The sequence below is a fragment of the Acidobacteriota bacterium genome (assembly GCA_016712445.1).
In the GTDB taxonomy this organism is placed as follows: domain Bacteria; phylum Pseudomonadota; class Alphaproteobacteria; order Caulobacterales; family Hyphomonadaceae; genus Hyphomonas.
In genome coordinates, this window is sequence record JADJRB010000010.1 from 33,156 (window position 1) to 54,047 (window position 20,892).

Sequence of the window (20,892 nt, forward strand, 5' to 3'; positions counted from 1 at the left end):
GGGCCGCCTTACTTTCCAGCAGGCGGCGCGACGGCCGGTGCCTCCGCGAACGGACGGATGCCGAAATAGGGATAGATCTCGCTGGGGAAGTAGACCGTGTCGCCTTTCGAGACCATGCGGATGGTCTTGATCGCCTTCAGGTCCTCGACCGGATTGCCGGGCACGAGGAAGAAGTCGGCGAACCGGCGAGGCTCGATCGAGCCGAGCTCGGCGCCGAGGCCCATGTACTCGGCCTCCTCATAGGTCGCGCGGGCGAGGATCTCGGCCGGCGTGAAGCCGACATTCTGATAGAGCTCCAGTTCCCGGTGCAGCGTCAGCGCGCCGCCGAGGTCGGTGCCCATGACAATGAAGATACCGCGGTCCTTCATGCGTTTCACGGTGCCGATGATCTGATCGAACGCGCCGCGATAGGCTTCGTCTTCCTCCGGCGAATTGATCGCCGACCAGGCGGCTTTCGCCTCGCGCTGCACGGCGACCGGCATGTGGTCGACATAGTCGGCCATGCCAGCCTGCGTCTCGCCATTGCGCGAGAGGAGCAGCGCCTCGTGGATCGCCACGGTCGGATCGATGGCGACGCCATTGGCCACCATCAGGTCGAGCGTGTACTTCACCTCCGGGCCATCGAGATCAACGTTCGGCAGGCGTTGCAGCGCCGTGAGGCGCAGCAGCGTGCGGGTGTCTTCCTCCGGCGTCAGCACCCAGCCAAGCATGACCTGGTTGATATGGGTCATCTCGTCATAGCCCATCTCGATCATCGCGTTCGCATTGGTGAAGGCGGGCACGTGGCCGGTGACATGCAGGCCGCGCTCCTTGGCGCGCGCGATGACTGCGGGAATCCAGAGCGGGTTCATCGAGTTGTAGATCTTGATCGACCAGAACTCACCCTGGTCGGCATACCAGTCGACGGCGGCAACGGCCTCTTCTTCGCTGGTGACGAGGATGCCGTTGTTCGAATTGAACGGGCTCTTGCCTTCGATGAAGCCGGAGCGCACGACGCGGGGGCCCGCCAGCGTCCCCGCCTCGATCTTGGTGATCAGTTCACTGAGCACTTCATTGTCGTTGCCCATGTCGCGCATCAGCGTCACGCCGGCGGCAATGTTCTTCAAGGCGGCGTCCTGGCCCATGTGGCCATGCATTTCGATGAGACCCGGGACCAGCGAGCCGCCCTCCCCGTCCACCACATAGGCGCCGGTCGTGTCTGCCGTGCCGGCGGTGACCGACTGGATGACGCCGTCCTCGACGATGACGGTCGACAGGCCCGTCATCGCCTTCGCTTTGGGATCGAATATGTGAACGTTGGTGATCGCCAACGGCGCATCGAACTTGTGAGCGGTCTCGGCCTGGATCGCCTCCAGACGCTCCGTGGACAGAGTGGTTGCCAGCTCCTTCAGTTCGGTGTCGGCCTCCTCATAACCTTCACGCACGATGACGAAGCGCGGCGAGATGAGGGCAAAGAGCGCGTTGTCGCCGTCCAGCAGGAAATAGGTCGGGTCGACGTCATCGCCGACAAGGGCGTAGGCCGAAGCCTCGACCGGTCCGGCCGCGCCGTCGACGGTGACCGCCTTGCCGGTGGGGTTCATCGACAGGGTGCCGGCCGGCCAGGCGGGCATCTTCAGGTCTTCATCGGCGAGCAGCGCCTTGGTGTAGATCACCAATGAGTACGGCGAGCCATTCTGCGGAATGTAGATCGTAGGCTCGGTGCGCTCGGCGGTCGATGAGCCAGTCGTGTCGGTCCAACTGGAGGCGGTGCCGTCGAGGGCGAATTTTTCGTGGACCTCGTTGCCGAAGGTCGTCGCGCCGTCGATCGTCCAGCTGACCGGCAGGCCGTCCGCGCCGAGCGTGATCATTTCGGCCATCGTGGGGCCGCGTCCGTTGTTGCGGAATTCGTAGTCGACCTTGACGCTGTCACCCTCGGTCGTCGCAACCATCTGGCCGATGGTCGTATCGTTGAGACGCACCGACCAGGTTTCGGTCTCGGCGGCGGGCACAGCGGCGAGTTCCGCCGCCGGCGCCCCGGCCTCATGCGCGCACGCGCCCAGAACGAACAGCGCCGCCAGCGCCGTGGAGCCAAACCGGTTCAGCATCTTGGAAACCCTCCCAATCCTTGCCAGCATTGGTGGCACAGGATGGCGAGGGTGGGAAGCAACGATGCTGGAATTCGGACCGCCCTCTCCGCAGACCCCTGCGAAGGCAGGGGTCCAGCTCGGCCAAACCTTGCGTGCGAAGTCTGGATACCTGCTTTCGCAGGTATCTGCGGAGAGGCTCGGAAATTGATCCGCCCAAGGACGGCCCCCTCCGACTGGCCGCTGCGCGTCCAGCCACCTCCCCCGCAAGCGGGGGAGGATAAAGGCGGCGCCCTCCTCCCCTGCGAAGCGGGGGAGGTGTCCCGAAGGGACGGAGGGGGGGCTTATTCAAGCAAAGCAGCCGCTCATCCTGAGCGAAGTCGAAGGATGGGCCACACAACCCAGCCCTGTTTTGCGCATCCTTCGACTTCGCTCAGGATGAGCGTTTCCTGTTTTGAAGCCTTACTACAGCGGAATGTTGTCGTGCTTTTTCCAGGGGTTCGACAGTTTCTTGTTCTTCAGGGTACGGAGGGAGCGTGCGATGCGGCGGCGGGTGTTGTGGGGCATGATGATGTCGTCGATATAGCCCTTCTTCGCGGCGACGTAGGGGTTCGCGAAGTTTTCCTCGTATTCCTTTGTGCGGGCGGCGAGCTTTTCCGGATCGCCGGCTTCCTTGCGGAAGATGATCTCAACGGCGCCCTTGGCGCCCATCACGGCGATCTCGGCGGTCGGCCAGGCATAGTTCACGTCGCCGCGCAGGTGTTTTGAGCTCATCACGTCATAGGCGCCGCCATAGGCCTTCCGTGTAATGACGGTGACTTTCGGAACGGTCGCTTCGGCATAGGCGAAGAGGAGCTTGGCGCCGTGCTTGATGAGGCCGCCATATTCCTGCTTGGTGCCCGGCATGAAGCCCGGCACGTCGACGAAGGTGACCAGCGGAATATTGAAACAGTCGCAGAAGCGCACGAAGCGCGCGGCCTTGCGGCTGGCGTCGATGTCGAGCACGCCGGCGAGCGTCATCGGCTGGTTCGCCACCACGCCGACGGTCGAGCCCTCGATGCGGCCGAAGCCGCAGATGACGTTGCCGCCGAATTGCGGGCTGATCTCGAAGAAGTCGCCCTCGTCCAGGACTTTCGCAATCAGTTCCTTCATGTCGTAAGGCGTGTTCGGGTTCGGCGGGATGAGCGTGTCGAGGCTCATTTCCTGACGGTCGAAAACGTCATGCACCGGGCGCACGGGCGGCTGCTCGCGGTTTGACAGCGGCAGGAAATCGACCAGGCGGCGCATCTGGATCAGCGCCTCGATGTCGTTCTCGAAGGCGCCGTCGACAACGCCGGATTTCTTCGCGTGCACGGATGCGCCGCCGAGGGTCTCGTGGGTGACTTCCTCGTTGGTGACGGTTTTCACAACGTCCGGGCCGGTCACGTACATGTAGGAGGTGTCCTTCACCATGAAGATGAAGTCGGTCATCGCGGGCGAGTAGACGTCGCCGCCGGCGCAGGGGCCCATGATGACGGAGATCTGCGGGATGACGCCGGAGGAGAGCACGTTCTCCATGAAGATGTCGGCATAGCCCGCGAGCGAGTCCACGCCTTCCTGGATGCGGGCGCCGCCGGCATCGAAGAGGCCGATGACCGGCGCGCCATTGCGGGCGGCCATCTGCTGGACCTTGACGATCTTCTCGGCATGGGCGCGCGACAGCGAGCCGCCGAAGACGGTGAAGTCCTTCGAGAAGACGTAGACGAGGCGGCCGTTGATCGTGCCCTGCCCCGTGACGACGCCGTCGCCGGGGATCTTCTGGTCCTGCATGTCGAAGTCGGCGCAGCGGTGCTCGACGAACATGTCGTATTCCTCGAAGCTGCCTTCGTCGAGGAGGACGGCGACGCGCTCGCGGGCGGTGAGCTTGCCCTTGGCATGCTGGCTTTCGATGCGCTTCTCGCCGCCGCCAAGCCGCGCCGCTTCGCGCTTCGCTTCCAGTGCCTCGATCACGTCCTTCATGCCCCGGCGCTCCTTTGGAAAACTGTCTGAAATCTGCCGGGACGACTGATTACCCGCTGGCGCCGGGATGGCAAGCCGAGGGGGCGCGACAGTTGAGCTTTACGTTGAGGGAGCCTCGTCGCGCGTCAGGCGAGCGGCTCAGAAATCCATCGCTGCGCGAAGGGCGGCGAGATCGCCGATGCCGTAGCGGGCGCGGTCAGCATAAGAGGAGAAGAGGCACATTCGGAGGCCGATATGGTCCTCGGCCACGTTACGATCTGCAATCACGAACTGGCGGAGCTGTTCGCCGTTCCCAAGTTGGTAGCGAAACGTCCACGACGCTTCGATGGATGCATCTTGAGGGAGTCCAAGGCGAAAGCTCTCTACAGTTGCAGTCGCGCACCCGTCCAATTCGGTGCAAACCACCTCAACTGCGGCCTCCGCGTACGACCTGAAGTGGTCGGGGGAAAGATAAGTGCGCTTGCCATCCCGTCGCGCGTCTTGAACGAACGCCGCAGCTTCTTCGAGGGAAACATCGAGTTCAAGCGATAGGGTTTCCGGAGTCAGGGCACGAATGTCCCTGAACCAGAAATTACAGCTCGGGGGAGCGCCCGCCTGATCCCGTTCCGTCATCACAGCGACTTCGTAAGATGGACTGTCTCCTCGCACTTCCGCCTCACTCTTCGAGTCGATAATTTTCCAGCCCGGCGGCAAGTTCACTTCGAACGCCCCATCGTCTGACGTCCAGTGCCCGGAAAAGCGACCAAGGTCTTCGCGGTCGCCGCAGGCCGCGAGGGTCAACATTCCGACTGTGAGAATAATGGTGCGGATCATGCCCAAAGAATACGCTGGCAGGCTTAATTTCTCGTTCAATCTGCGCGAGGAAATTTTCGCTCCTTCCCCCAAGGAAGGAAGCGCCCCGGATGTGCGGTCCGGGGCGCTGTTGGGGGTTCAGGGTTGACGCCGGGTTACCAGCGGCGGCCGGGCTTGGCCTTCACCGGGCGCGGGATGCCCTCGATGGCGATGACGTCGCCGCGGCGGACTTCACAGGTGACGCTGGCTTCGCGGTCCCAATTGCGGTCCTCGAACTCGACATCGTCGAAGTCGATCACGAAGCCGAAGCGGCCGACCTGGCGGACATAGCCGTCGTGGTCGAAGTCGACATCACGGTAGCCGGCGTAGCGGGCTTCCTGGCGGATGGCCTGTCGGCAGGCCTGGGTGGCGTCGCGGACGAGCTCGCGGACTTCGCGGTCCGACTGGCCCCAGCGGTTGAGGCCGCGGCGATAGACGTCGCCGCGATAGGTGTCGTAGCCCGACGAGCCGAGCGCCAGCGTCAGCGTGGTGTTCTCGCTGAGGCGGGTTTCGATCTGGGCGACGGCGCCGCGGGTATCCGCCGAGGCCGGGAGGGTGAGAAGCGCCGGCGCAGCAAGCGCAACGACGGCGGCTCCAAGGGTCTTGATGGGTTTCATCATGGCAGCACGATTACGCCCTGCCGGCAAAACGGGGCCTGAAGTGCCTGTTCATTCTCGGTTTTACTGGCGTTCACCTTGTCTGGCGTCTGAGGGGCACGTCCAAATTTGTGAGCGTTTGCTTGCATTGCCGCATTTTCGCCACAATATAATGTGAGTGAGCGTTTGTTCGCTAATCGGGAATGGTTCCCGGGGGCGCACGATCGCGGAGGGCCCCGGCGCCCCCGCCCCCACGGAGACTGACATGGCCCAGCGCCTGATGACCTCGTTCTGCTTTGCCTCGCAGCTTGCCGCCGCGCTGATCGCGGCCGGCCAGCTTCGCCCGGCGATGAAGCCTGCCCCGCTGCGGCCCGGCCGGGACGACTGGTTCATTCCTTTCGAAGCTGTCGGCGGCGCAGCGGAGGAAGTATTCGCCCCCTGGCCGGCGCTTGCCGGCGCGGCGTGAGATTTTTCGTCGCCGGCCCCCGGAACCGGTCCCGGCTCTTTACGTTTCCTTAGCATGGGCGGGTGCATCCGTGCGCCCAAACCGGCTGATGATTAACCGTAAAGAATTGGGCCTTCGGGGCAATGCAGACGCTCAAGTTTGAAATGGCAGTAGCCGGCGCAGCCTTGTTCGCGCTCGGCGGCTTCGTGGCAACACGTCCGACGACGGCAGAAGCCGCGGCGGTGGAGCCGGTGCCGGTGCGCGCGTTCACCGACGCGGACTTCGACAGCTTCGACCGGGGCTTCATGCTGGGCGAGACGCCCTGCACGGTGGGCATGGAACGGTTCAAGATGTGCTTTGCGCCCTCGCCGCTGGAAGCCGGCCTGCGCAAGGGCATGGTGATCGCCGACGACATTCCGCTGCTGGCGGCAGAATTCCGCGTAATCGTGGAAACCGACCTCAAGGACGCCGACCTGCGCACGGTGCGCTTCGGCCAGACGCTGCTGCTGGTCGATCCTGAGACGCGCGTCGTGGTCGACCTGATGAAGCTGACGGCGCCGAACATCGCCGAAGCCCGGGAAGGCCTGGCGGCGAACGGCTGATTTCCTGACGTTCGGAGGCGTGAGGGGGTTCCGGCGGGAGATCGCCGGAAACAGTCAGGCCTCGACTTCAGCAATCCCCGTCGCGCTGAAGCGATATTCTCGCGGTCACACGTTGGCGGCCACCGAGTCCGTCTGTGTCCAACAGAGCGCCGCCTGATACTGTTAACGACGTCTGCCCGGCACTTAAGACTGTGAAGGTCCCCTCCACCAGCGTACCCGAACAGCTGACGTCGTAGACGCCACCCCCCAACGCCGAAGTGCTGCAGGCCGAATTGAAATCATTGAGATAAGCCGCCACCACGTGAACCGGATCGCGGAAATCCTCCATGTCGGCAAGGCAAACCTGTTCCGATCCGCTACCATGGTCGGCCGACCAGGTAAGCGTGTACTTGCCCGCCATCAGGCCAGAGCCGCCTTGTGCCAACGCCGCCCCCGAAAATCCGGCAATGACAAGCGCCAGCACGCCGCCAACCATTTTTACATGCATCCGTTCACCCCTGCCTGGATCTATCGATTCTACGTGAACGCTGCGTGCAACGGAAGAGCCAGCACTAGCGAGGACATTCCGCGCACGGATTGCACCTAAGCGCGCTGTGAAACGGCAACGACGCCGAACCCCGCAAGATCAACACTGAACTGGCGGTCGGCGATCAGATGGGCGGGGGCCCCCTTACAGAAGCAGAGAACCAGCGCCCTATTCATGCTGATGTTGCGGCTCGAAAGGGCCAAAGCTGGACGTTGACGGGAGCAGACGCTACAGCCTGATACAACCTCCGCGATTGGCGAACTTGCTTGACCGGAAAAATCTCCCTGACACCTGGCGTCATTTCGAAAGGCCGGCCCATGCTCGAAGGCTCATGCGATTGCGGCGCGGTCCGCTACACCGTTGAGGACGCGCTGGACGAAGTGACGGAGTGCAATTGTGGCATCTGCCGCCGCTCAGGCGGGCTGTGGGCCTATTACTCGCCCAAGAAAGTCACCATGACGGGGCCGACCGATATCTACCTGCGCGGCGACCGGATGCTGGAAATGCACCACTGCAAGACCTGCCGGTGCCTGATGTGGTGGGTGCCGGTGAACAAGAGCTACGACCGCATGGCTGTGAATGCGCGCATGCTTCCGCTTGGCGCGTGGGATGAGACGCCGGTCAAGAAGTGCGACGGGGCAAGCTGGTGACAGGGAGGATCATCGCCCTGTTTCGACGAGCCGCGAAGCGCAAAGCTCTGCCGGTTGCTCTCCGAAGCTAGAGCGACACCGTTTTCCGGAAGCAACACCAGAGGCTTGGCGGCGCGCCTCGGTCAGCGTAAGCGGGGCGGATGACGCAGGCGACTGATCCCCGACCCAAACGATTTTACAAGACGGCCGCGGCCGAGCGCCTTGGCGACGCATGGACCGTGTCGCTCGACGGGCGCACGATCAAGACGCCGGACCGCAATGCCCTCGCCCTGCCGACGCGGGCGCTGGCCGAGGCGCTGGCAGCGGAATGGAACGCGCAGGGCGAGCATATCGACCTCGGCGCGCTCTACCTGACCCGGCTGGCCAATGTGGCAATCGACAAGGTGGCGGACGCGCGCGACGGGCTGGCCGACGAGCTGGCGCGCTATTGCGAGACGGACCTGATCTGCCACATCGCCGAAGAGCCCGAGGAGCTGATAGCGCTGGAGGAAGGCCACTGGGCGCCTGTGCGCGAGTGGGCGGCCGATACGCTGGGCGTGATCCTGGTGACGACCGAAGGCGTGCGCGCGGCGCCGCAGCCGGACGCCTCGCTGGACGCGGCGCGCGACTATGCGCTGTCGCTGGACGATTTCCGGCTGGCGGCGCTGGTCTATGCCTGCGCGCTGTATGGCTCGGCGCTGCTGGCGATGGCGGTGTGCGAGGGTGCTCTGCCTGCGGAGGAAGCCTTCGAGATGTCGCGCCTCGACGAGGCCTGGCAGATGGCGCGCTGGGGCGAGGACGAAGAAGCGCTGGCGGCGGCGGAGCTGAAGCGCGCGGAGGCACGGGCGATCGGCGTGTGGTTTGGCGGGCTGGCGGGATAGACTCAGCGATGAAGGGCTTGGCTGCTCTTGTGTCCTTCTTGGCCCTAGCCGCCTGCGATTCCGGAGGCGACGCAGCTGAGCCGCCACAAGCGAGCTGCTTCGAACGCGCATCAAAGCGGATCGACGCCGAGCTTGCCAGTATCGACGCACACATCGGTCCTGTCGAGGAATTGCGCTGGTTAATTCAGGTCGAGATCGCGGACGACATTGCGAACATTGTGATCGCGCCCGTTTCTGCAAATTTGCGGGGCGGCGGAGGCAAATTCCAATTCAATTGCGCGAGCAACGAATGGATCTTTGTTCAAGGGTTTAAGTGAGCGCGCACCGCGATTTGCGGTATTGCAGGCCTCCCCTGACGCCACGACAATGTTGGGCGCCGCCCGCGTCGATGGTAGTCTCCCGGAAAACAAGAATGACAATTCGGGAGGAGACCAGGCATGGCGGACGACGGTCTGAGACATGAAGGATTCGTGCTGGAAGTGCCGGGACAGGCGGGGCAGCCGGTCTCGCCCCAGCGCACGGCCGAGGCGAAACAGCGCGACTGGCCGGCTGGCACGACGATCATTTCCGCCGACAGCCACATGCTGGAAACCGATTGCTGGATCGACCGCTTCCCGGCCCACCTGAAGGACAAGGCGCCGCGGATGGAATTCCGCGAGGGCGGCTGGCACTTCACCATTGGCGGCAAAGCGATGATGCGCCCGCACGATATCGTTCCCCTGTGCGACGCGATGGAATGCCATCCGGGCCTGACGAATATCGAGGCGCGGCTGAAAGATCTGGATACGGAAGGTGTCGACAAGGAGCTGATCTTTCCGCAGCGCCTGTTCGGGCTCTACATGATGACCGACATGGAGATGCGCCACGAGATCTTCAGCGCGTATAACGAGTCGATTGCCGAACAGTGCGCGAAGGGAAACGGGCGCCTCTTCCCGGTGATGGTGCCGAACTACTGGCACATGCCGGAGGCGCGCGCTTCTGTGGCGCGCTGCAAGGAGCTTGGCGCGCGCTGCCTGATGGTGCCGATCAATCCGCGCAAGGATCTCGACGGCAACCCGATCCTCTACAACGATCCGAAGATGGACGTGCTGTGGGAAGCGATTGCCGATAGCGGCATTCCGCTGTGTTTCCATATCGGCGAGAATATCCCGACGGCGGCGCCGGGCGCGACGGGCACGTTCGTGCTGACTCAGATGGGCGGCTTCCGGCAGAACTGGGGCATGCTGACCTTTGCCGGCGTGTTCGACCGCTTCCCGGCGCTGAAGGTGGTGTTCGTGGAAGCCGGAATTTCGTGGGTGGCAAGCATGATCCACGATGCGGACATGATCTACACGCACTTCCCGACCATGGTGCAGCCGAAGCTGAAACATCCGCCAAGCTGGTACTGGCACAACCACTGCTATGCGACCTTCATGACCGACCCGGCGGGCCTCGAGCTGCTCCACCGGATCGGGGCGGACCGGGTGATGTGGTCGTCGGATTATCCGCATCAGGAGAGCACGTTCGGCTATACGCGCGGGGCGATCCAGGCGGTGTTCGATGCGACGACCGTGGAGAACGCTCAGATGATCCTCGGCGGGACTGCGGAGAAGCTGTTCCGGATGACTTGAGGCGGGATCAGGCGGGCGCGAAGGCCGTCAGGCTGTCCGTCAGGGTACGGAAGTCGTGGTGGACTTCGTGGGCGCCAGCTTCGGTGAGCTCGTCGGCCTGTCCGAAGCCCCAGCTGACACCGAGGGCGCGTACGCCGGCGGCGCGGGCCATGGCCATGTCGTGGATGGCGTCGCCGATCATCAGGGATTGGGCCGGGGCGCAGCCGAGCGCGCGCATCGCCTGCTCCACCATGAACGGATTGGGCTTGCCGGGGCCGTCATCGGCGCACCAGATGGTGTCGAAGTATGAGCGGATGGCATGCTTCTCGAACAGGCCGTCGAGGCCGCGATGGGTCTTGCCGGTGGCGATGGCGAGGAGCCAGCCGTCGTCCTTGAGGCGGTCCAGCACGTCGAGCGCGCCGTCGTACATTGGCTCGTGGTGGTCCGGCGCGGCGCGCTGGATCGTGAAGGCGTTCTTGTAGTGCGTGACGAGCGTGCCCATGCGCTCGGCGCCGAGATCCGGCGGCGCGAGGATGGTCAGCGCTTCGACGAGGCTGATGCCGATGACGCGGCGGGTGGCGTCATAGTCCGGGGGCGGAAGACCGCACTGGGTGAACGCCGATTCCATGCAGGCCTGGATGACCTTGCGCGAGTCGACGAGCGTGCCGTCGACGTCCCAGATGGCGAGGCGAAGTTCAGGCACTAGAGGAACGGCGCCAGCGGGTCCTTGCCGGCCTCCTGTTCGAGGAAGCCGAGCTGTTCGAAGGTCTGTTTCATGTGCGGCGGCAGGGGCGCGACGATGACCGTCGGCTTGCCGTGCTCGCGCGGGATGACGAGGGCGCGGGCGTGCAGGTGCATGCCGTCGGCGAGGCCCTGCGGGACTTCGCGGCGGGACTTGTACTTGTGGTCGCCGAGGATGGACGTGTTCATCTCCAGCATGTGGAAACGCAGCTGGTGCATGCGGCCGGTTTCCGGCTTCATGGCGACCCAGGCGGCTTTCGGGCCGGCGGTGGAGATGACGTTATAGTCGGTGATCGAATGGCGCGCGCCTTCGACGCCCTGCGCCGAGCGGAACATGCGCTCGCGGTCGCCGTCGCGGCGCTTGCCGCCGGCTTTGGGATCGACGACGCGGTAGCCGTTCGGCTCGTCCTCGTCGGGAATGCCCTTCACCATCCAGCAGCGGATCTGGCCCATCGGTGGGTTGGGTACGCCGACCGTGACGGCCCAGTAGACCTTGTCCATGTCCCGGCCGCGGAACATGTCCGCCAGCTGATGAGCAGCGCGCGGGTGCTTGGCGAGGAGGAGGACGCCGGAGGTTTCCTTGTCGAGCCGGTGAACGAGAACCGGGCGGTGCTCTTCATCGCCGTAGACGCTCATCAGGAGGCCGTCGATGTGGCGGCCCTGCCCCGAGCCGCCCTGCACGGCGATGCCGGCGGGCTTGTTCAGGGCCATCATGTCGTCGTCTTCGTAGATGATGAGCGACTCAAGGAAGGCCTTGTCCTCGGCGCTGGCCTTTTCGGCGTGGTGCTTCTTCGGCGCCATCGTCTCGGTGCTGAAGATCGGCAGGCGGACTTCATGGCCCGTCTCGAGGCGCTGGTTGGCCTTGGCGCGGGCGCCGTTGACGCGGATCTGGCCGGTGCGCAGCATCTTCTCGATCTGGCCCTGGGTCAGCTGCACGCGGCGCTTGATCCAGCGGTCGAGCCGGGCACCGGCTTCCTTGTCGGAGACGGTTTCGGTGATGATCTGACTGCTCATGCGAAGCCCTTCCGGGTGAGCCACAGGCCGAGGCCGAGCGCCGCGACGCCGAGGAGGACCGACAGGCCCACATAGGCGAGCGCCTTGGCGGTTTCGCCGGTGCGGATGAGGTTCATGGTCTCCAGCGAGAAGGCGGAAAAGGTGGTGAAGCCGCCGAGGAGGCCGGTGGCGAGGAAGAGGCGCGTGCCTTGCCCGGCGCCTTCGGCCTTGAGGGCGAGCCAGCCGACGAGGAGGCCCATGGCGAAGCTGCCGAGGATGTTCACGGTGAACGTGCCCCACGGCCAGCCGGCCGGGAGGTGGCGCAGGGTGAGGAGGCCGACGCCGTGGCGCAGGCCTGCGCCGAGGGCGCCGCCAGCTGCGACTAGGAGAAAGTGGTTCATGGGGCGCCGTTTACACGGGGGGGCGCCCGCGCGCCAGTGCGCAATGCGGGGCCTTGCTTAACGCCGCGATCAAACGCAAATTCCGCCCGTCCGGCCACCGCGCCTCGCGGGTGTAGCTCAATGGTAGAGCAGCAGCTTCCCAAGCTGACGACGGGGGTTCGATTCCCCTCACCCGCTCCAGGTGCCTGCGAATTGGGTTCGCAGGCGCGCTGAATCCCGGAAATCAGGCAGCTTCCTGAAATTCGCCTCACACGGCAGGTGGCGGCGGAACATTCGCGCGGGTGGGCCGTTTGGCTTTCGTTATCCAACGAAAAGACTGCGCCATGCCTGCAACGCCCCTCCCCGTGCGGCCGAACCTGGCCTTGATCGAGTATGCGCCGTCGGCGCAGTCCGCGCCGCCGCGCGAGACGCTTGAAAACATGCGCGTCGCGCTGGTGGGCGGGTATGCGCCGCGCCGGTGCGGGATCGCGACGTTCACGACCGACATCGCGCAGACGCTGAAGACCTACCGGCCGGGGCTCGGTCTCGACATCTATGTGATCGACGATCCGGCGCAATCGATGCGCTATGAGGGCGCCGCGTGCGTGATCCGGGCGGATGAGGCGGCCTCCTACCGCGCGGCGGCAGAGCAGCTGAACGAGAGCGGCGTCGACGCGGTGTGGCTGCAGCACGAGTTCGGCATCTTCGGCGGCGAGTGCGGCGAGATGGTGTGCGACTTCGCCGACCAGATCGCCGCGCCGGTGGTGATCACCTTTCATACCGTACTCGCCGAGCCCTCGGCGGTTCAGCGCCGCATCATGCTCCACCTGATCGCGCGGGCGTCGCGGATCATGGTGATGTCACACCATTCGCGCGAGATCCTCGGGCGCGTCTATGGCGCGCGGGAAGCGGTGGTCGACGTGATCGAGCACGGCGCGCCGGACCGGCCTTTCGGGCGGCAGGCGGCGTTCAAGCGGCGCCTCGGCATGGAGGGGCGCAGGGTGCTGATGACGTTCGGCCTGCTGGGCCCCGGCAAGGGGCTGGAGCATGCGATCGAGGCGATGCCGGACATCGTGCGCGCGCATCCCGATGTGATCTATCGCATCGTTGGCGCGACACATCCGAACCTGGTTGCGCATGAAGGCGAGGCCTACCGCGAAGGGCTGATGGCGCGGGCGCGCGCGCTTGGCGTGGAAGAGCATATCGTCTGGGACAACCGCTTTCTCGACCTGCCGGACCTCCTCGACCAGCTGGAAGCCTGCGACATTTACCTGACGCCCTACCCCAACCTGCAACAGTCGACCTCGGGCACGCTGAGCTACGCGGTGGCGCTGGGCAAGGCGGTGGTGTCGACGCCGTATGTCCACGCGAAGGAATTGCTGGCGGACGGCACGGGCATTCTGATTGCGCCGGGCTCTGCCGAGGCGGTGAGCGAGGCGGTCAACGGCCTGCTGGCGCCGGGCGCGGCGCTGACGGCGCTGCAGACGCGGGCCTACCAGCGCGGGCGTGCGACGTTGTGGTCGCGTTTTGCGGATGCCTCGGCCACGATGCTGACGCGGACGGTGAAGCGCCCGCCGCCGGTGCGCCGGCCGCTGCGCGCGCCGGCGATGGAGGCGGTGTTCGCGATGAGCGACGACACCGGCATGCTGCAGCACGCGGTGGGCGTCATTCCTGACCGCGACCATGGATACTGCGTCGACGACAATGCCCGCGCGCTCATGCTGATGGCAGCGGCGTCGCGCCACGATGCCCTAGCCGCGCATCACCAAAGAACCTTTGCGGCGTTCGTTCAGGCGGCGTGGAATGACGATGTCGGACGTTTCCGCAATTTCATGTCTTATGGGCGTGAGTGGATGGAGGCCGAGGGGTCGGAAGATTCCAACGGCCGCGCCTTGTGGGCCCTCGGGCGCACGGCGCGGATAAGCCAGACGCCGGAGCTGCGCGACTGGGCTACAGCGCTGTTCGACCGGGCGGCGGGTCCGCTCGCCAGCCTGCACAGCCCGAGGGCGCAGGCCTTCGCCCTGCTCGGCGCGTGCGACCTGCTGGCGGCGCAGCCGGACCACCGGGCAGCGCGCCATCTTGTCGAGCGCGGCGCGGCAACGCTGGACGGCCTGCTGGCGTGCGCTCCGCGGGACTGGAAATGGTTCGAAAATGTGCTCGCGTACGACAATGCGCGCCTCAGCCAGGCGATGATCGAGGCGGGTCTCGCGCTGGGCGACCGGGGCCTCACGGACAAGGGCCTCGATACGCTGGCCTGGCTGTTCGGGCGGCAATTGTCCGGGAGCGGATATTTCCGGCCGGTGGGGTCCGACACGTTCGGGCGCCCGCACGAGGCGCGGCCTTTCGATCAGCAGCCGCTGGAGGCGTGGGCCTCGATTGATGCGGCCGCGGCAGCGTGGCAAGCGACGGGCAATCCGTCGTGGAAGGACTATGCGCAGATCGCCTGGATGTGGTTCCTTGGCGAGAATGACCGCGGCGCCGTGCTGGCGGATTTCGACACCGGCCGGTGCTGGGACGGGCTGACGCCGCGCGGCGTGAACCGCAACAGCGGCGCAGAGTCGATACTTGCCTTCCAGCTGGCCTATCATGCGATGGCCGAATTCAATTCCCTGTCCGAGTGACGCCGCTCCGGAGATTTTCTTGAGATCCAACAAGGTCCTGCATCCTAACCCGATCAGGATATTCGACACCCGACTGAAGGCCGACCCGTCACGGGTCGTGCTTCGTCCGTTTCACCTCGGCTGGCAGGCGCACAATGCGCCGGGCGGCCGTGCGCTGAAGCTTGTGGAGGACGTGGCGGCGCTGTCGCCCGAACAGACGCGGCTGGAGTACGGGCGCGTGCTGCGCGACTTCAAGGAACGCCACTGGCAGACGGAGAAGATGTTTGCCGACCGGTTCCTGGAAGTGCAGGCCTCGCTCGGGCTGAAGGCGGGCGATTATTCCGATACGAAGCGCAAGCTGATCGGCGCGTATTTCTGCCACGAGTACACGTATGCGGCGGCGGCGCTGATGAACCCCTCAATTGTTCCGCACCCGGACCAGTCCAGCATGGGCGACGGGCATTGCCGGTTCGTGATGAGCCTGCGCGCCGTGGGCGAAGGGCATATCAGCTCGATTGCGTTCCGGGAGGGCATCGCCAATCCGGATGGCAGCTTCTCGCTCTGGCCGCAGGGGCCGTTCGCGACCTCGGCGGAGCTCGACGATGCGACGCTGACGGACGAGATCGACGGCGTCAGCGTTCACCGGCACAGCGACAGCAGCCTTTCGAACACCGTGATCTTCCCGATCACCGAGCAACAGCGCAACGGGCTGGAAGACCTGCGGCTGGTGCGCCTTGACCATGGCGGGGGCGACTATGAATGGGTTGGCACGTACACGGCCTATTCCGGATCGTCGATCCGCTCCGAACTGTTGCGCACGCGTGATTTCTGCTCGTTCGACCTTGAGCCCATCCGCGGCGAGGCCGGACGCAACAAAGGCATGGCGCTGTTCCCCGAGCGGGTGAACGGGCTCTACACGATGATCGGCCGGCAGGACGGCAAGAACCTCTACCTGTTGCAATCCGAAGACTTGTCGGAATGGGACCGCGAGGGCGTGCTGCTGATGGAGCCGAAATATCCCTGGGAGTTCATCCAGATCGGCAATTGCGGCAGCCCCATCCGCACATCCGAGGGATGGCTGATGCTGACGCACGGTGTGGGCGCGATGCGCAAGTATGCGCTCGGCTGCGCGCTGCTGGACCTTGATGATCCCTCGAAGGTGATCGCACGTTCACGCGAGCCGATCCTGACGGCGGAACATGCCGACCGGTCAGGCTATGTGCCGAACGTCGTCTATACCTGCGGGGCGCTGCATTGCGGCGACCACCTGCTGATCCCGTACGGCATTTCCGACAGCGCGATCGGCTTTGCCACGGCGCGGATCGATGACCTTCTGCGCATGATGCGCTGAGGTTCAGCCGTCGCAGTGGCCGGTCTTCACGGCGTGGCGCGCGAGGGTGACGGCGCCGATCATGCCGGCATCATCGCCGAGCGCGGGCCGTTGGATCAGGCTCTCGATGTCGCCGTCCGAGAGGTCGAGATAGCCGTTCATCAGGCGCGCGAAGGCCGCACGCACTTTTGGCATCAGGCCATCCGCGAGCATCACGCCGCCGCCGAGCAGGATGCGGTCCGGCCGCGCGGTCAGGGTGAGCGAGACGCAGGCCTGCGCGAGGTAGAAGGCTTCGATGTCCCAGGCCGGATGGTCCTTGGGAAGAAGTGCGGGATCGCCCCAGCGCCGGCTGAGTGCGCCGGCGCTGGCGAGGCCTTCAAGGCAGGCGCCGTGGAAGCTGCAGGTGCCCGGAAAGTCGAGATCGTCCGGATGGCGTTCGACGCGGATATGGCCGAACTCCGGATGGGCCGGGCGGCCGAGGAAGCCACCCGGCGTGTGGATGGCGCCGCCGATGCCGGTGCCGATGGTGACGTAAGCCGCGCAGTGGGCGCCCCGGGCGGCGCCGAGTTCCATCTCGGCCTTGAGCGCGCCGTTGACGTCCGTATCCAGAACAACCGGCACGCCGAGCGCGGCGAAGAAGCGCTGGGTGAGGCGGGTGCCAGACCAGCCGGGCTTGGGTGTCGCGAGCAGCGTGCCATAGTCTGGCGAGGATGCGTCGACGACCACCGGGCCGAAGCTGGCGATGCCGAGGCAGGCGAGCCTGCCCTCGCGCGCCTGCATCGCTTCGCGGAAGAAGCCGAGGCAGCGGCCGATGGTTTCCTCGGGCGAGGTGACCGGTACGCGGGTGGAGGCGAGGATATGGCCAGACGGCTCGGCCAGGCCGCACTTGAACGTGGTGCCGCCGGCATCGATGCCGCCAAGCAAGCCGGGCGCGGAAGGCGGAGGCGATGCGGACATGGTTAGCGGTTCCTTGCCTGACCGGCGCGCGCAGCGGCGCGGCGCATTCGCGAGACCCTTTCATGCGCCGCTTGCGGAAAGTTTACGCAATTGCGTGCAAATGTGGCGATATCTCAACCCGGCCCGATATAGCCGAGTGTGGTGGCCAGCCGGATGGTCTGCGAGCGGCCGGAGACGCCGAGCTTGCGGCTGGCATTGGTCAGGTGGAAGCGGATCGTCGGCACCGACACTTTCATGATGGTGGCGATCTCGCTGTCGGTCTTGCCGGCAGCGGCCCATTTCAGGCACTGGATTTCGCGGCGCGTGAACTCGACTGCCTCGCCCGGCGCGGGCGGCTGGCGGGCATCGCGGTAGGCCGACAGGAATTTCAGCGACAGCAGGAACATTTGCTCGGCGCGTTCGCGGAAGACTGCCGACACGTCGACCTGCGCATCGCCGGTTGCCCACACGACCGCGCCGATGGCGCCGAGCGGCGAATGGATCGGACAGGTGATGGCCGCCGCAATGCCGTGACGCTCGTAGGCGGTTGGGTCGATGTGGGCGTTGACCTCTTCCAATGCGCTGACCTTGCGCCAGCTGTGCATGCGCCCGCCCTGAAAAAAGAACGGCTCGCCGCAGACGCGCACGACGCTGATCAGGCTGGCGCGCAAGGCGAAGGAGCGGTCTTTCCAGTAGTCGAAGTTCGGGTTGAGCCAGCGGAACACCGTTTCGGCGAGCGGGCGGCCGTCGGCGCCGGTCATCGGGGCGGGATCGCTGATGTCGGCGCTGACGGCGACGTAGGGCAAGCCGATGTCGCGGCCGATCCGGTCGATCTGCCGGGCGAGGTCCATCACCTCGTTCATCTCACGGGGAGGCAATTCTGCCATCATGTGAATTGGCGAGCCCTATCAATTCTGTCAGCTTGCAGATGGGAATGCGGCTCGGCTTGTTGAAGCCACAAAAGACTGCACGGGGAGAAACCAGACCATGAACCTAGACCTGTCGCCGGGTGATATTGAGTTTCGCGACGAAGTGCGAGCTTTCCTCAGGGAGAACCTGACGCCGGAACTTGCGGCTGCCGGAAAACTGGCCACCAGCGTGTTCATCGAGCCGGAATACACAATCCCCTGGCAGCGGATCCTGCACAGGAAAGGCTGGGTCGCCCCGCATTGGCCGAAGGAATATGGCGGCACCGGCTGGGACGAGATGAAGCGCTACATCTGGGCCTCAGAGTGCGCGCTGGCAGGCGCGCCCGGCGTCGCCCCGATGGGCCTCGGCATGGTCGGGCCGTGCATCATCGGTTACGGCACCCCGCAGCAGAAGGCGTACTACCTGCCCCGGCTGCTCGCGGGCGAAGATTACTGGTGCCAGGGCTACTCGGAGCCGGGCTCGGGCTCTGACCTTGCCTCCCTGCAATTGCGCGCGGTGAGCGACGGCGATGATTATGTGCTGAACGGGACGAAGATCTGGACCACGCACGCGCACCACGCCAACAAGATGTTCTGCCTGGTGCGCACCGATCCGGAGGCGAAGCCGCAGCTGGGCATCACCTTCCTGCTGCTGGACATGAAGACGCCGGGTATCAAGGTCGACCCGATCATCTCGCTCGCGGGCGAGCATGAGCTGAACCAGGTGTTCTTCGACGATGTGCGCGTGCCCAAGAGCGGCCGGCTCGGCAAGGAGAATGACGGCTGGACGGTCGCCAAGTACCTGCTGGAGTTCGAGCGCGGCGGCGGATCGTCGGCCGGGCTGGAAGCGGGCATCGAACGGCTGCAGCGTTTCGTATTCTCCAATCCGGACTCGGATGCGGCGCTGATCCGGCGCGTCGGCGAACTGGCGATGAAGGTGGCCGCGATCAAGACGACCGAGCAGCGGGTGCTGGCGGAACTTACGGGCGGGCAGCCGCCGGGACCGGCCGCCTCGATGCTGAAAGTGCAGCGCACCGAGCTGATGCAGGCGATCGATACGGTCGGCATCGAGGCGCTGGGCGAACACGCCGGCGTCTACCAGCCGGCCGCCTGGCAACCGGGCGCGAACGAGGACGTGATCGGCCCCGGCGAACTGGTGATCGGCATGGCACGCTACCTGAACAACCGGGCCGGCTCGATCTATGGCGGCTCGAACGAGGTTCAGCGCAACATCATGGCGAAGGCTGTTCTGGGGCTCTGAAGGCGCGTCGCTGGCCGGGACGACTCGGCCTATTCTCGCCCGATGTTGGTCGAAGGCGACGCATCTGATTTCCGCATGACCGTGCGGCGGCGCGGGGCGATGTTCGCTGCGCCGGCAGCGGCGCTGCAGCCCTATGTATCAGGCTATCATGTCTATGCTGCGGGCGGCTGCGCCGAGGCGCCGGCAACGGACTGGTTCTTTCCGGGCTGGGCGAATGTGCGTTTCGCGGTCAATGCCGGACCCTGGCAGGTCCGGTTTGGTGATGGCGAGGCGTATGAAGTGCCGGCCTGCAGCTTGTTCGGACCATCTTCGAAGGCGATCTGCAGCACGGCGACCGGCGGCGTGCTGTTCGGCGCAGGCCTGACGCCGCTCGGGTTTGCGAGCCTGCTGCGCAGACCGGCGCAGGCGGTCGCAGATCGGGTCGTGGACCTGCATTCCGACTGGCCGGACGCGGCCTTGCTGCACCAGAAGCTCGAACGCGCCGAAAGCCTGGAGGCGGTCAAGGCGGCGCTCGACGACGCATTGGCGCAGCGCTTCCGGAAGCTGCGACCGGGTGCTGAGGAGAGCATCCTGGCGCTGCACCGCCTGCTGGTGAACGATCATGGCACGAGCATTGATGAAACGGCGCAGCGACTGGGCCTTTCACTGCGCAGCCTGAACCGGCTTTCGACCGGCGCCTTCGGATTTTCGCCGAAGCTGCTGCTGCGACGCTCGCGATTCCTGAAATCGCTGATGGCGGCGCTGAGGGCACCGGAACGCGCGCTGGGGGACGTGATCGACGATGGGTATTTCGACCAGTCGCATTTCGTGCGCGATGCGCGCGACTTCCTTGGCATGCCGCCGCAGCGGTTCCTTAAGCAGGTGACGCCGCTGATGCGCCAGTCGATGGCGGTGCGCACCAGCGTGCTGGGCGGTCCGGTACAGGCGCTGCATCTCGCCGGCGCGCCGGGCTGACCGATCCTTACAATGCAGGATTGGCCGACTCGGGCAGCATGCTGGCGGCACAGTTGCCCGGACCCGCGGAGACCTGAATGAGATTTTCCCCTTCCCTTGCCCTTGCGGCCTTCGTTCTGGGCGCGGCATGTGGCGGGCCCGAGACGGCAGCTGGCGCCGGGCCTGCGACAGCAGCAGTCGCCGACGGCGACGAAACGGGCGGCGAAGCGGAAAGCACCGGCGAAGAAGGTGGCGGCGGCGCGGTGATCGCCGGCGAATGGCGCTGCAAGGCGCAGGACAACATTCCGATTGGCGTGCTGAAGGTGAAACCGTCCGGCGCCTACGAGTTCACGGTCGTGAAGAACTCCGTCTGGGAGCCGAAACCGGGCGATTCCGGCAATGGCAAAGGGAAGCTGGGCGCGGATGGCGAGCTGGCGAAGCCGCTGAGCGGGCCGCTGGTAAGCGCGTACGAGATCATCGGGATTGCGCGGATCGACGATGATTGGGGCAGCAAGATCTACCTGAACAACGATTTCGGAACCCTGCTGGTCTGTACACCCGCCAGCGAAGGCGGCTGACCCCGCAAGGCGAACGACGCGGCGTCGCGGCGGACGCGGCGTCACACTTTCAGTTTCGATAGCTTGTCGCGC

Annotated in this window: 21 protein-coding genes and 1 tRNA gene; 12 read left to right on the top strand and 10 right to left on the bottom strand. The window is 65.3% G+C overall.

Features of this window, described 5'->3' with window-relative positions:
- Nucleotides 1–8 precede the first annotated feature (8 nt).
- The 4 genes from IPK75_19220 to IPK75_19235 all read right to left on the bottom strand — a co-directional run bounded on the left by IPK75_19220 (nucleotide 9) and on the right by IPK75_19235 (nucleotide 5,512).
- On the bottom strand, nucleotides 9–2,084 hold the full coding sequence (locus IPK75_19220; GenBank protein ID MBK8200480.1) for an amidohydrolase family protein: 2,076 nt from the start codon (nucleotides 2,082–2,084) through the stop codon (nucleotides 9–11).
- Between the two features lie 444 nt (nucleotides 2,085–2,528).
- On the bottom strand, nucleotides 2,529–4,061 hold the full coding sequence (locus IPK75_19225) for an acyl-CoA carboxylase subunit beta (GenBank protein ID MBK8200481.1): 1,533 nt from the start codon (nucleotides 4,059–4,061) through the stop codon (nucleotides 2,529–2,531).
- 138 nt (nucleotides 4,062–4,199) lie between these two features.
- Complete coding sequence (locus IPK75_19230; GenBank protein MBK8200482.1) at nucleotides 4,200–4,874, bottom strand: hypothetical protein; 675 nt, start codon at nucleotides 4,872–4,874, stop codon at nucleotides 4,200–4,202.
- A gap of 134 nt (nucleotides 4,875–5,008) precedes the next feature.
- Nucleotides 5,009–5,512, bottom strand: a complete 504-nt coding sequence (locus tag IPK75_19235; GenBank protein ID MBK8200483.1) for a hypothetical protein — start codon at nucleotides 5,510–5,512, stop codon at nucleotides 5,009–5,011.
- A 241-nt stretch (nucleotides 5,513–5,753) separates the two neighbouring features.
- On the opposite strand from IPK75_19235, the gene IPK75_19240 reads away from it, so the two are divergent.
- Both IPK75_19240 and IPK75_19245 read left to right on the top strand, forming a co-directional pair.
- Complete coding sequence (locus IPK75_19240; protein ID MBK8200484.1) at nucleotides 5,754–5,954, top strand: hypothetical protein; 201 nt, start codon at nucleotides 5,754–5,756, stop codon at nucleotides 5,952–5,954.
- A gap of 143 nt (nucleotides 5,955–6,097) precedes the next feature.
- Nucleotides 6,098–6,535, top strand: coding sequence for a hypothetical protein (locus IPK75_19245; protein MBK8200485.1), 438 nt, complete (start codon nucleotides 6,098–6,100; stop codon nucleotides 6,533–6,535).
- A 67-nt stretch (nucleotides 6,536–6,602) separates the two neighbouring features.
- Here the strand turns inward: IPK75_19245 and IPK75_19250 are convergent, their stop codons facing one another.
- On the bottom strand, nucleotides 6,603–7,022 hold the full coding sequence (locus IPK75_19250; protein MBK8200486.1) for a hypothetical protein: 420 nt from the start codon (nucleotides 7,020–7,022) through the stop codon (nucleotides 6,603–6,605).
- A gap of 356 nt (nucleotides 7,023–7,378) precedes the next feature.
- On the opposite strand from IPK75_19250, the gene IPK75_19255 reads away from it, so the two are divergent.
- The 4 genes from IPK75_19255 to IPK75_19270 all read left to right on the top strand — a co-directional run bounded on the left by IPK75_19255 (nucleotide 7,379) and on the right by IPK75_19270 (nucleotide 10,181).
- The gene (locus IPK75_19255; protein MBK8200487.1) at nucleotides 7,379–7,711 is read left to right on the top strand and encodes a GFA family protein; all 333 of its coding nucleotides are present in this window, start codon (nucleotides 7,379–7,381) and stop codon (nucleotides 7,709–7,711) included.
- Nucleotides 7,712–7,851: 140 nt separating this feature from the next.
- The gene (locus tag IPK75_19260; GenBank protein MBK8200488.1) at nucleotides 7,852–8,571 is read left to right on the top strand and encodes an ATPase; all 720 of its coding nucleotides are present in this window, start codon (nucleotides 7,852–7,854) and stop codon (nucleotides 8,569–8,571) included.
- Between the two features lie 8 nt (nucleotides 8,572–8,579).
- The gene (locus IPK75_19265; protein MBK8200489.1) at nucleotides 8,580–8,888 is read left to right on the top strand and encodes a hypothetical protein; all 309 of its coding nucleotides are present in this window, start codon (nucleotides 8,580–8,582) and stop codon (nucleotides 8,886–8,888) included.
- Nucleotides 8,889–9,008: 120 nt separating this feature from the next.
- Nucleotides 9,009–10,181, top strand: a complete 1,173-nt coding sequence (locus IPK75_19270) for an amidohydrolase (GenBank protein ID MBK8200490.1) — start codon at nucleotides 9,009–9,011, stop codon at nucleotides 10,179–10,181.
- A 7-nt stretch (nucleotides 10,182–10,188) separates the two neighbouring features.
- On the opposite strand, the gene IPK75_19275 is transcribed toward IPK75_19270, so the two are convergent.
- The 3 genes from IPK75_19275 to crcB are packed head-to-tail and all read right to left on the bottom strand — an operon-like array spanning nucleotide 10,189 to nucleotide 12,295.
- The gene (locus IPK75_19275) at nucleotides 10,189–10,863 is read right to left on the bottom strand and encodes an HAD-IA family hydrolase (GenBank protein MBK8200491.1); all 675 of its coding nucleotides are present in this window, start codon (nucleotides 10,861–10,863) and stop codon (nucleotides 10,189–10,191) included.
- Nucleotides 10,863–11,915 (bottom strand): RluA family pseudouridine synthase, encoded by a 1,053-nt coding sequence (locus tag IPK75_19280; GenBank protein ID MBK8200492.1) that lies wholly within the window; start codon nucleotides 11,913–11,915, stop codon nucleotides 10,863–10,865. The genes IPK75_19275 and IPK75_19280 overlap by 1 nt, the downstream gene beginning before the upstream one ends.
- Complete coding sequence (gene crcB, locus IPK75_19285; protein ID MBK8200493.1) at nucleotides 11,912–12,295, bottom strand: fluoride efflux transporter CrcB; 384 nt, start codon at nucleotides 12,293–12,295, stop codon at nucleotides 11,912–11,914. Before crcB ends, IPK75_19280 begins: the two co-directional genes overlap by 4 nt.
- Nucleotides 12,296–12,401: 106 nt before the next feature.
- On the opposite strand from crcB, the gene IPK75_19290 reads away from it, so the two are divergent.
- The 3 genes from IPK75_19290 (at nucleotide 12,402) to IPK75_19300 (ending at nucleotide 16,225) form a co-directional block, all read left to right on the top strand.
- Nucleotides 12,402–12,475: transfer RNA gene (locus IPK75_19290), tRNA-Gly, on the top strand.
- 143 nt (nucleotides 12,476–12,618) lie between these two features.
- Nucleotides 12,619–14,895 (top strand): glycosyltransferase family 4 protein, encoded by a 2,277-nt coding sequence (locus IPK75_19295; GenBank protein ID MBK8200494.1) that lies wholly within the window; start codon nucleotides 12,619–12,621, stop codon nucleotides 14,893–14,895.
- On the top strand, nucleotides 14,861–16,225 hold the full coding sequence (locus IPK75_19300; GenBank protein MBK8200495.1) for a glycoside hydrolase family 130 protein: 1,365 nt from the start codon (nucleotides 14,861–14,863) through the stop codon (nucleotides 16,223–16,225). The genes IPK75_19295 and IPK75_19300 overlap by 35 nt, the downstream gene beginning before the upstream one ends.
- 3 nt (nucleotides 16,226–16,228) lie before the next feature.
- Here the strand turns inward: IPK75_19300 and IPK75_19305 are convergent, their stop codons facing one another.
- Together IPK75_19305 and IPK75_19310 are read right to left on the bottom strand one after the other, a co-directional pair.
- Nucleotides 16,229–17,161: an ROK family protein gene (locus tag IPK75_19305; GenBank protein MBK8200496.1), complete on the bottom strand. Its 933-nt coding sequence runs from the start codon at nucleotides 17,159–17,161 to the stop codon at nucleotides 16,229–16,231.
- Nucleotides 17,162–17,274: 113 nt separating this feature from the next.
- Nucleotides 17,275–18,030 (bottom strand): LuxR family transcriptional regulator, encoded by a 756-nt coding sequence (locus IPK75_19310; protein MBK8200497.1) that lies wholly within the window; start codon nucleotides 18,028–18,030, stop codon nucleotides 17,275–17,277.
- A 97-nt stretch (nucleotides 18,031–18,127) separates the two neighbouring features.
- Here IPK75_19310 and IPK75_19315 point away from each other — a divergent pair, with 97 nt between their 5' ends.
- From IPK75_19315 to IPK75_19325, 3 genes are all read left to right on the top strand, one after another.
- Entirely contained in the window at nucleotides 18,128–19,309 is a 1,182-nt protein-coding gene (locus tag IPK75_19315) for an acyl-CoA dehydrogenase family protein (GenBank protein ID MBK8200498.1), read from the top strand.
- A 42-nt stretch (nucleotides 19,310–19,351) separates the two neighbouring features.
- Entirely contained in the window at nucleotides 19,352–20,263 is a 912-nt protein-coding gene (locus IPK75_19320; protein MBK8200499.1) for an AraC family transcriptional regulator, read from the top strand.
- A 77-nt stretch (nucleotides 20,264–20,340) separates the two neighbouring features.
- Nucleotides 20,341–20,820 carry a hypothetical protein gene (locus tag IPK75_19325; GenBank protein ID MBK8200500.1) on the top strand — a complete coding sequence of 160 codons (480 nt, stop codon included), beginning with the start codon at nucleotides 20,341–20,343 and terminating at the stop codon, nucleotides 20,818–20,820.
- Nucleotides 20,821–20,892 lie beyond the last annotated feature (72 nt).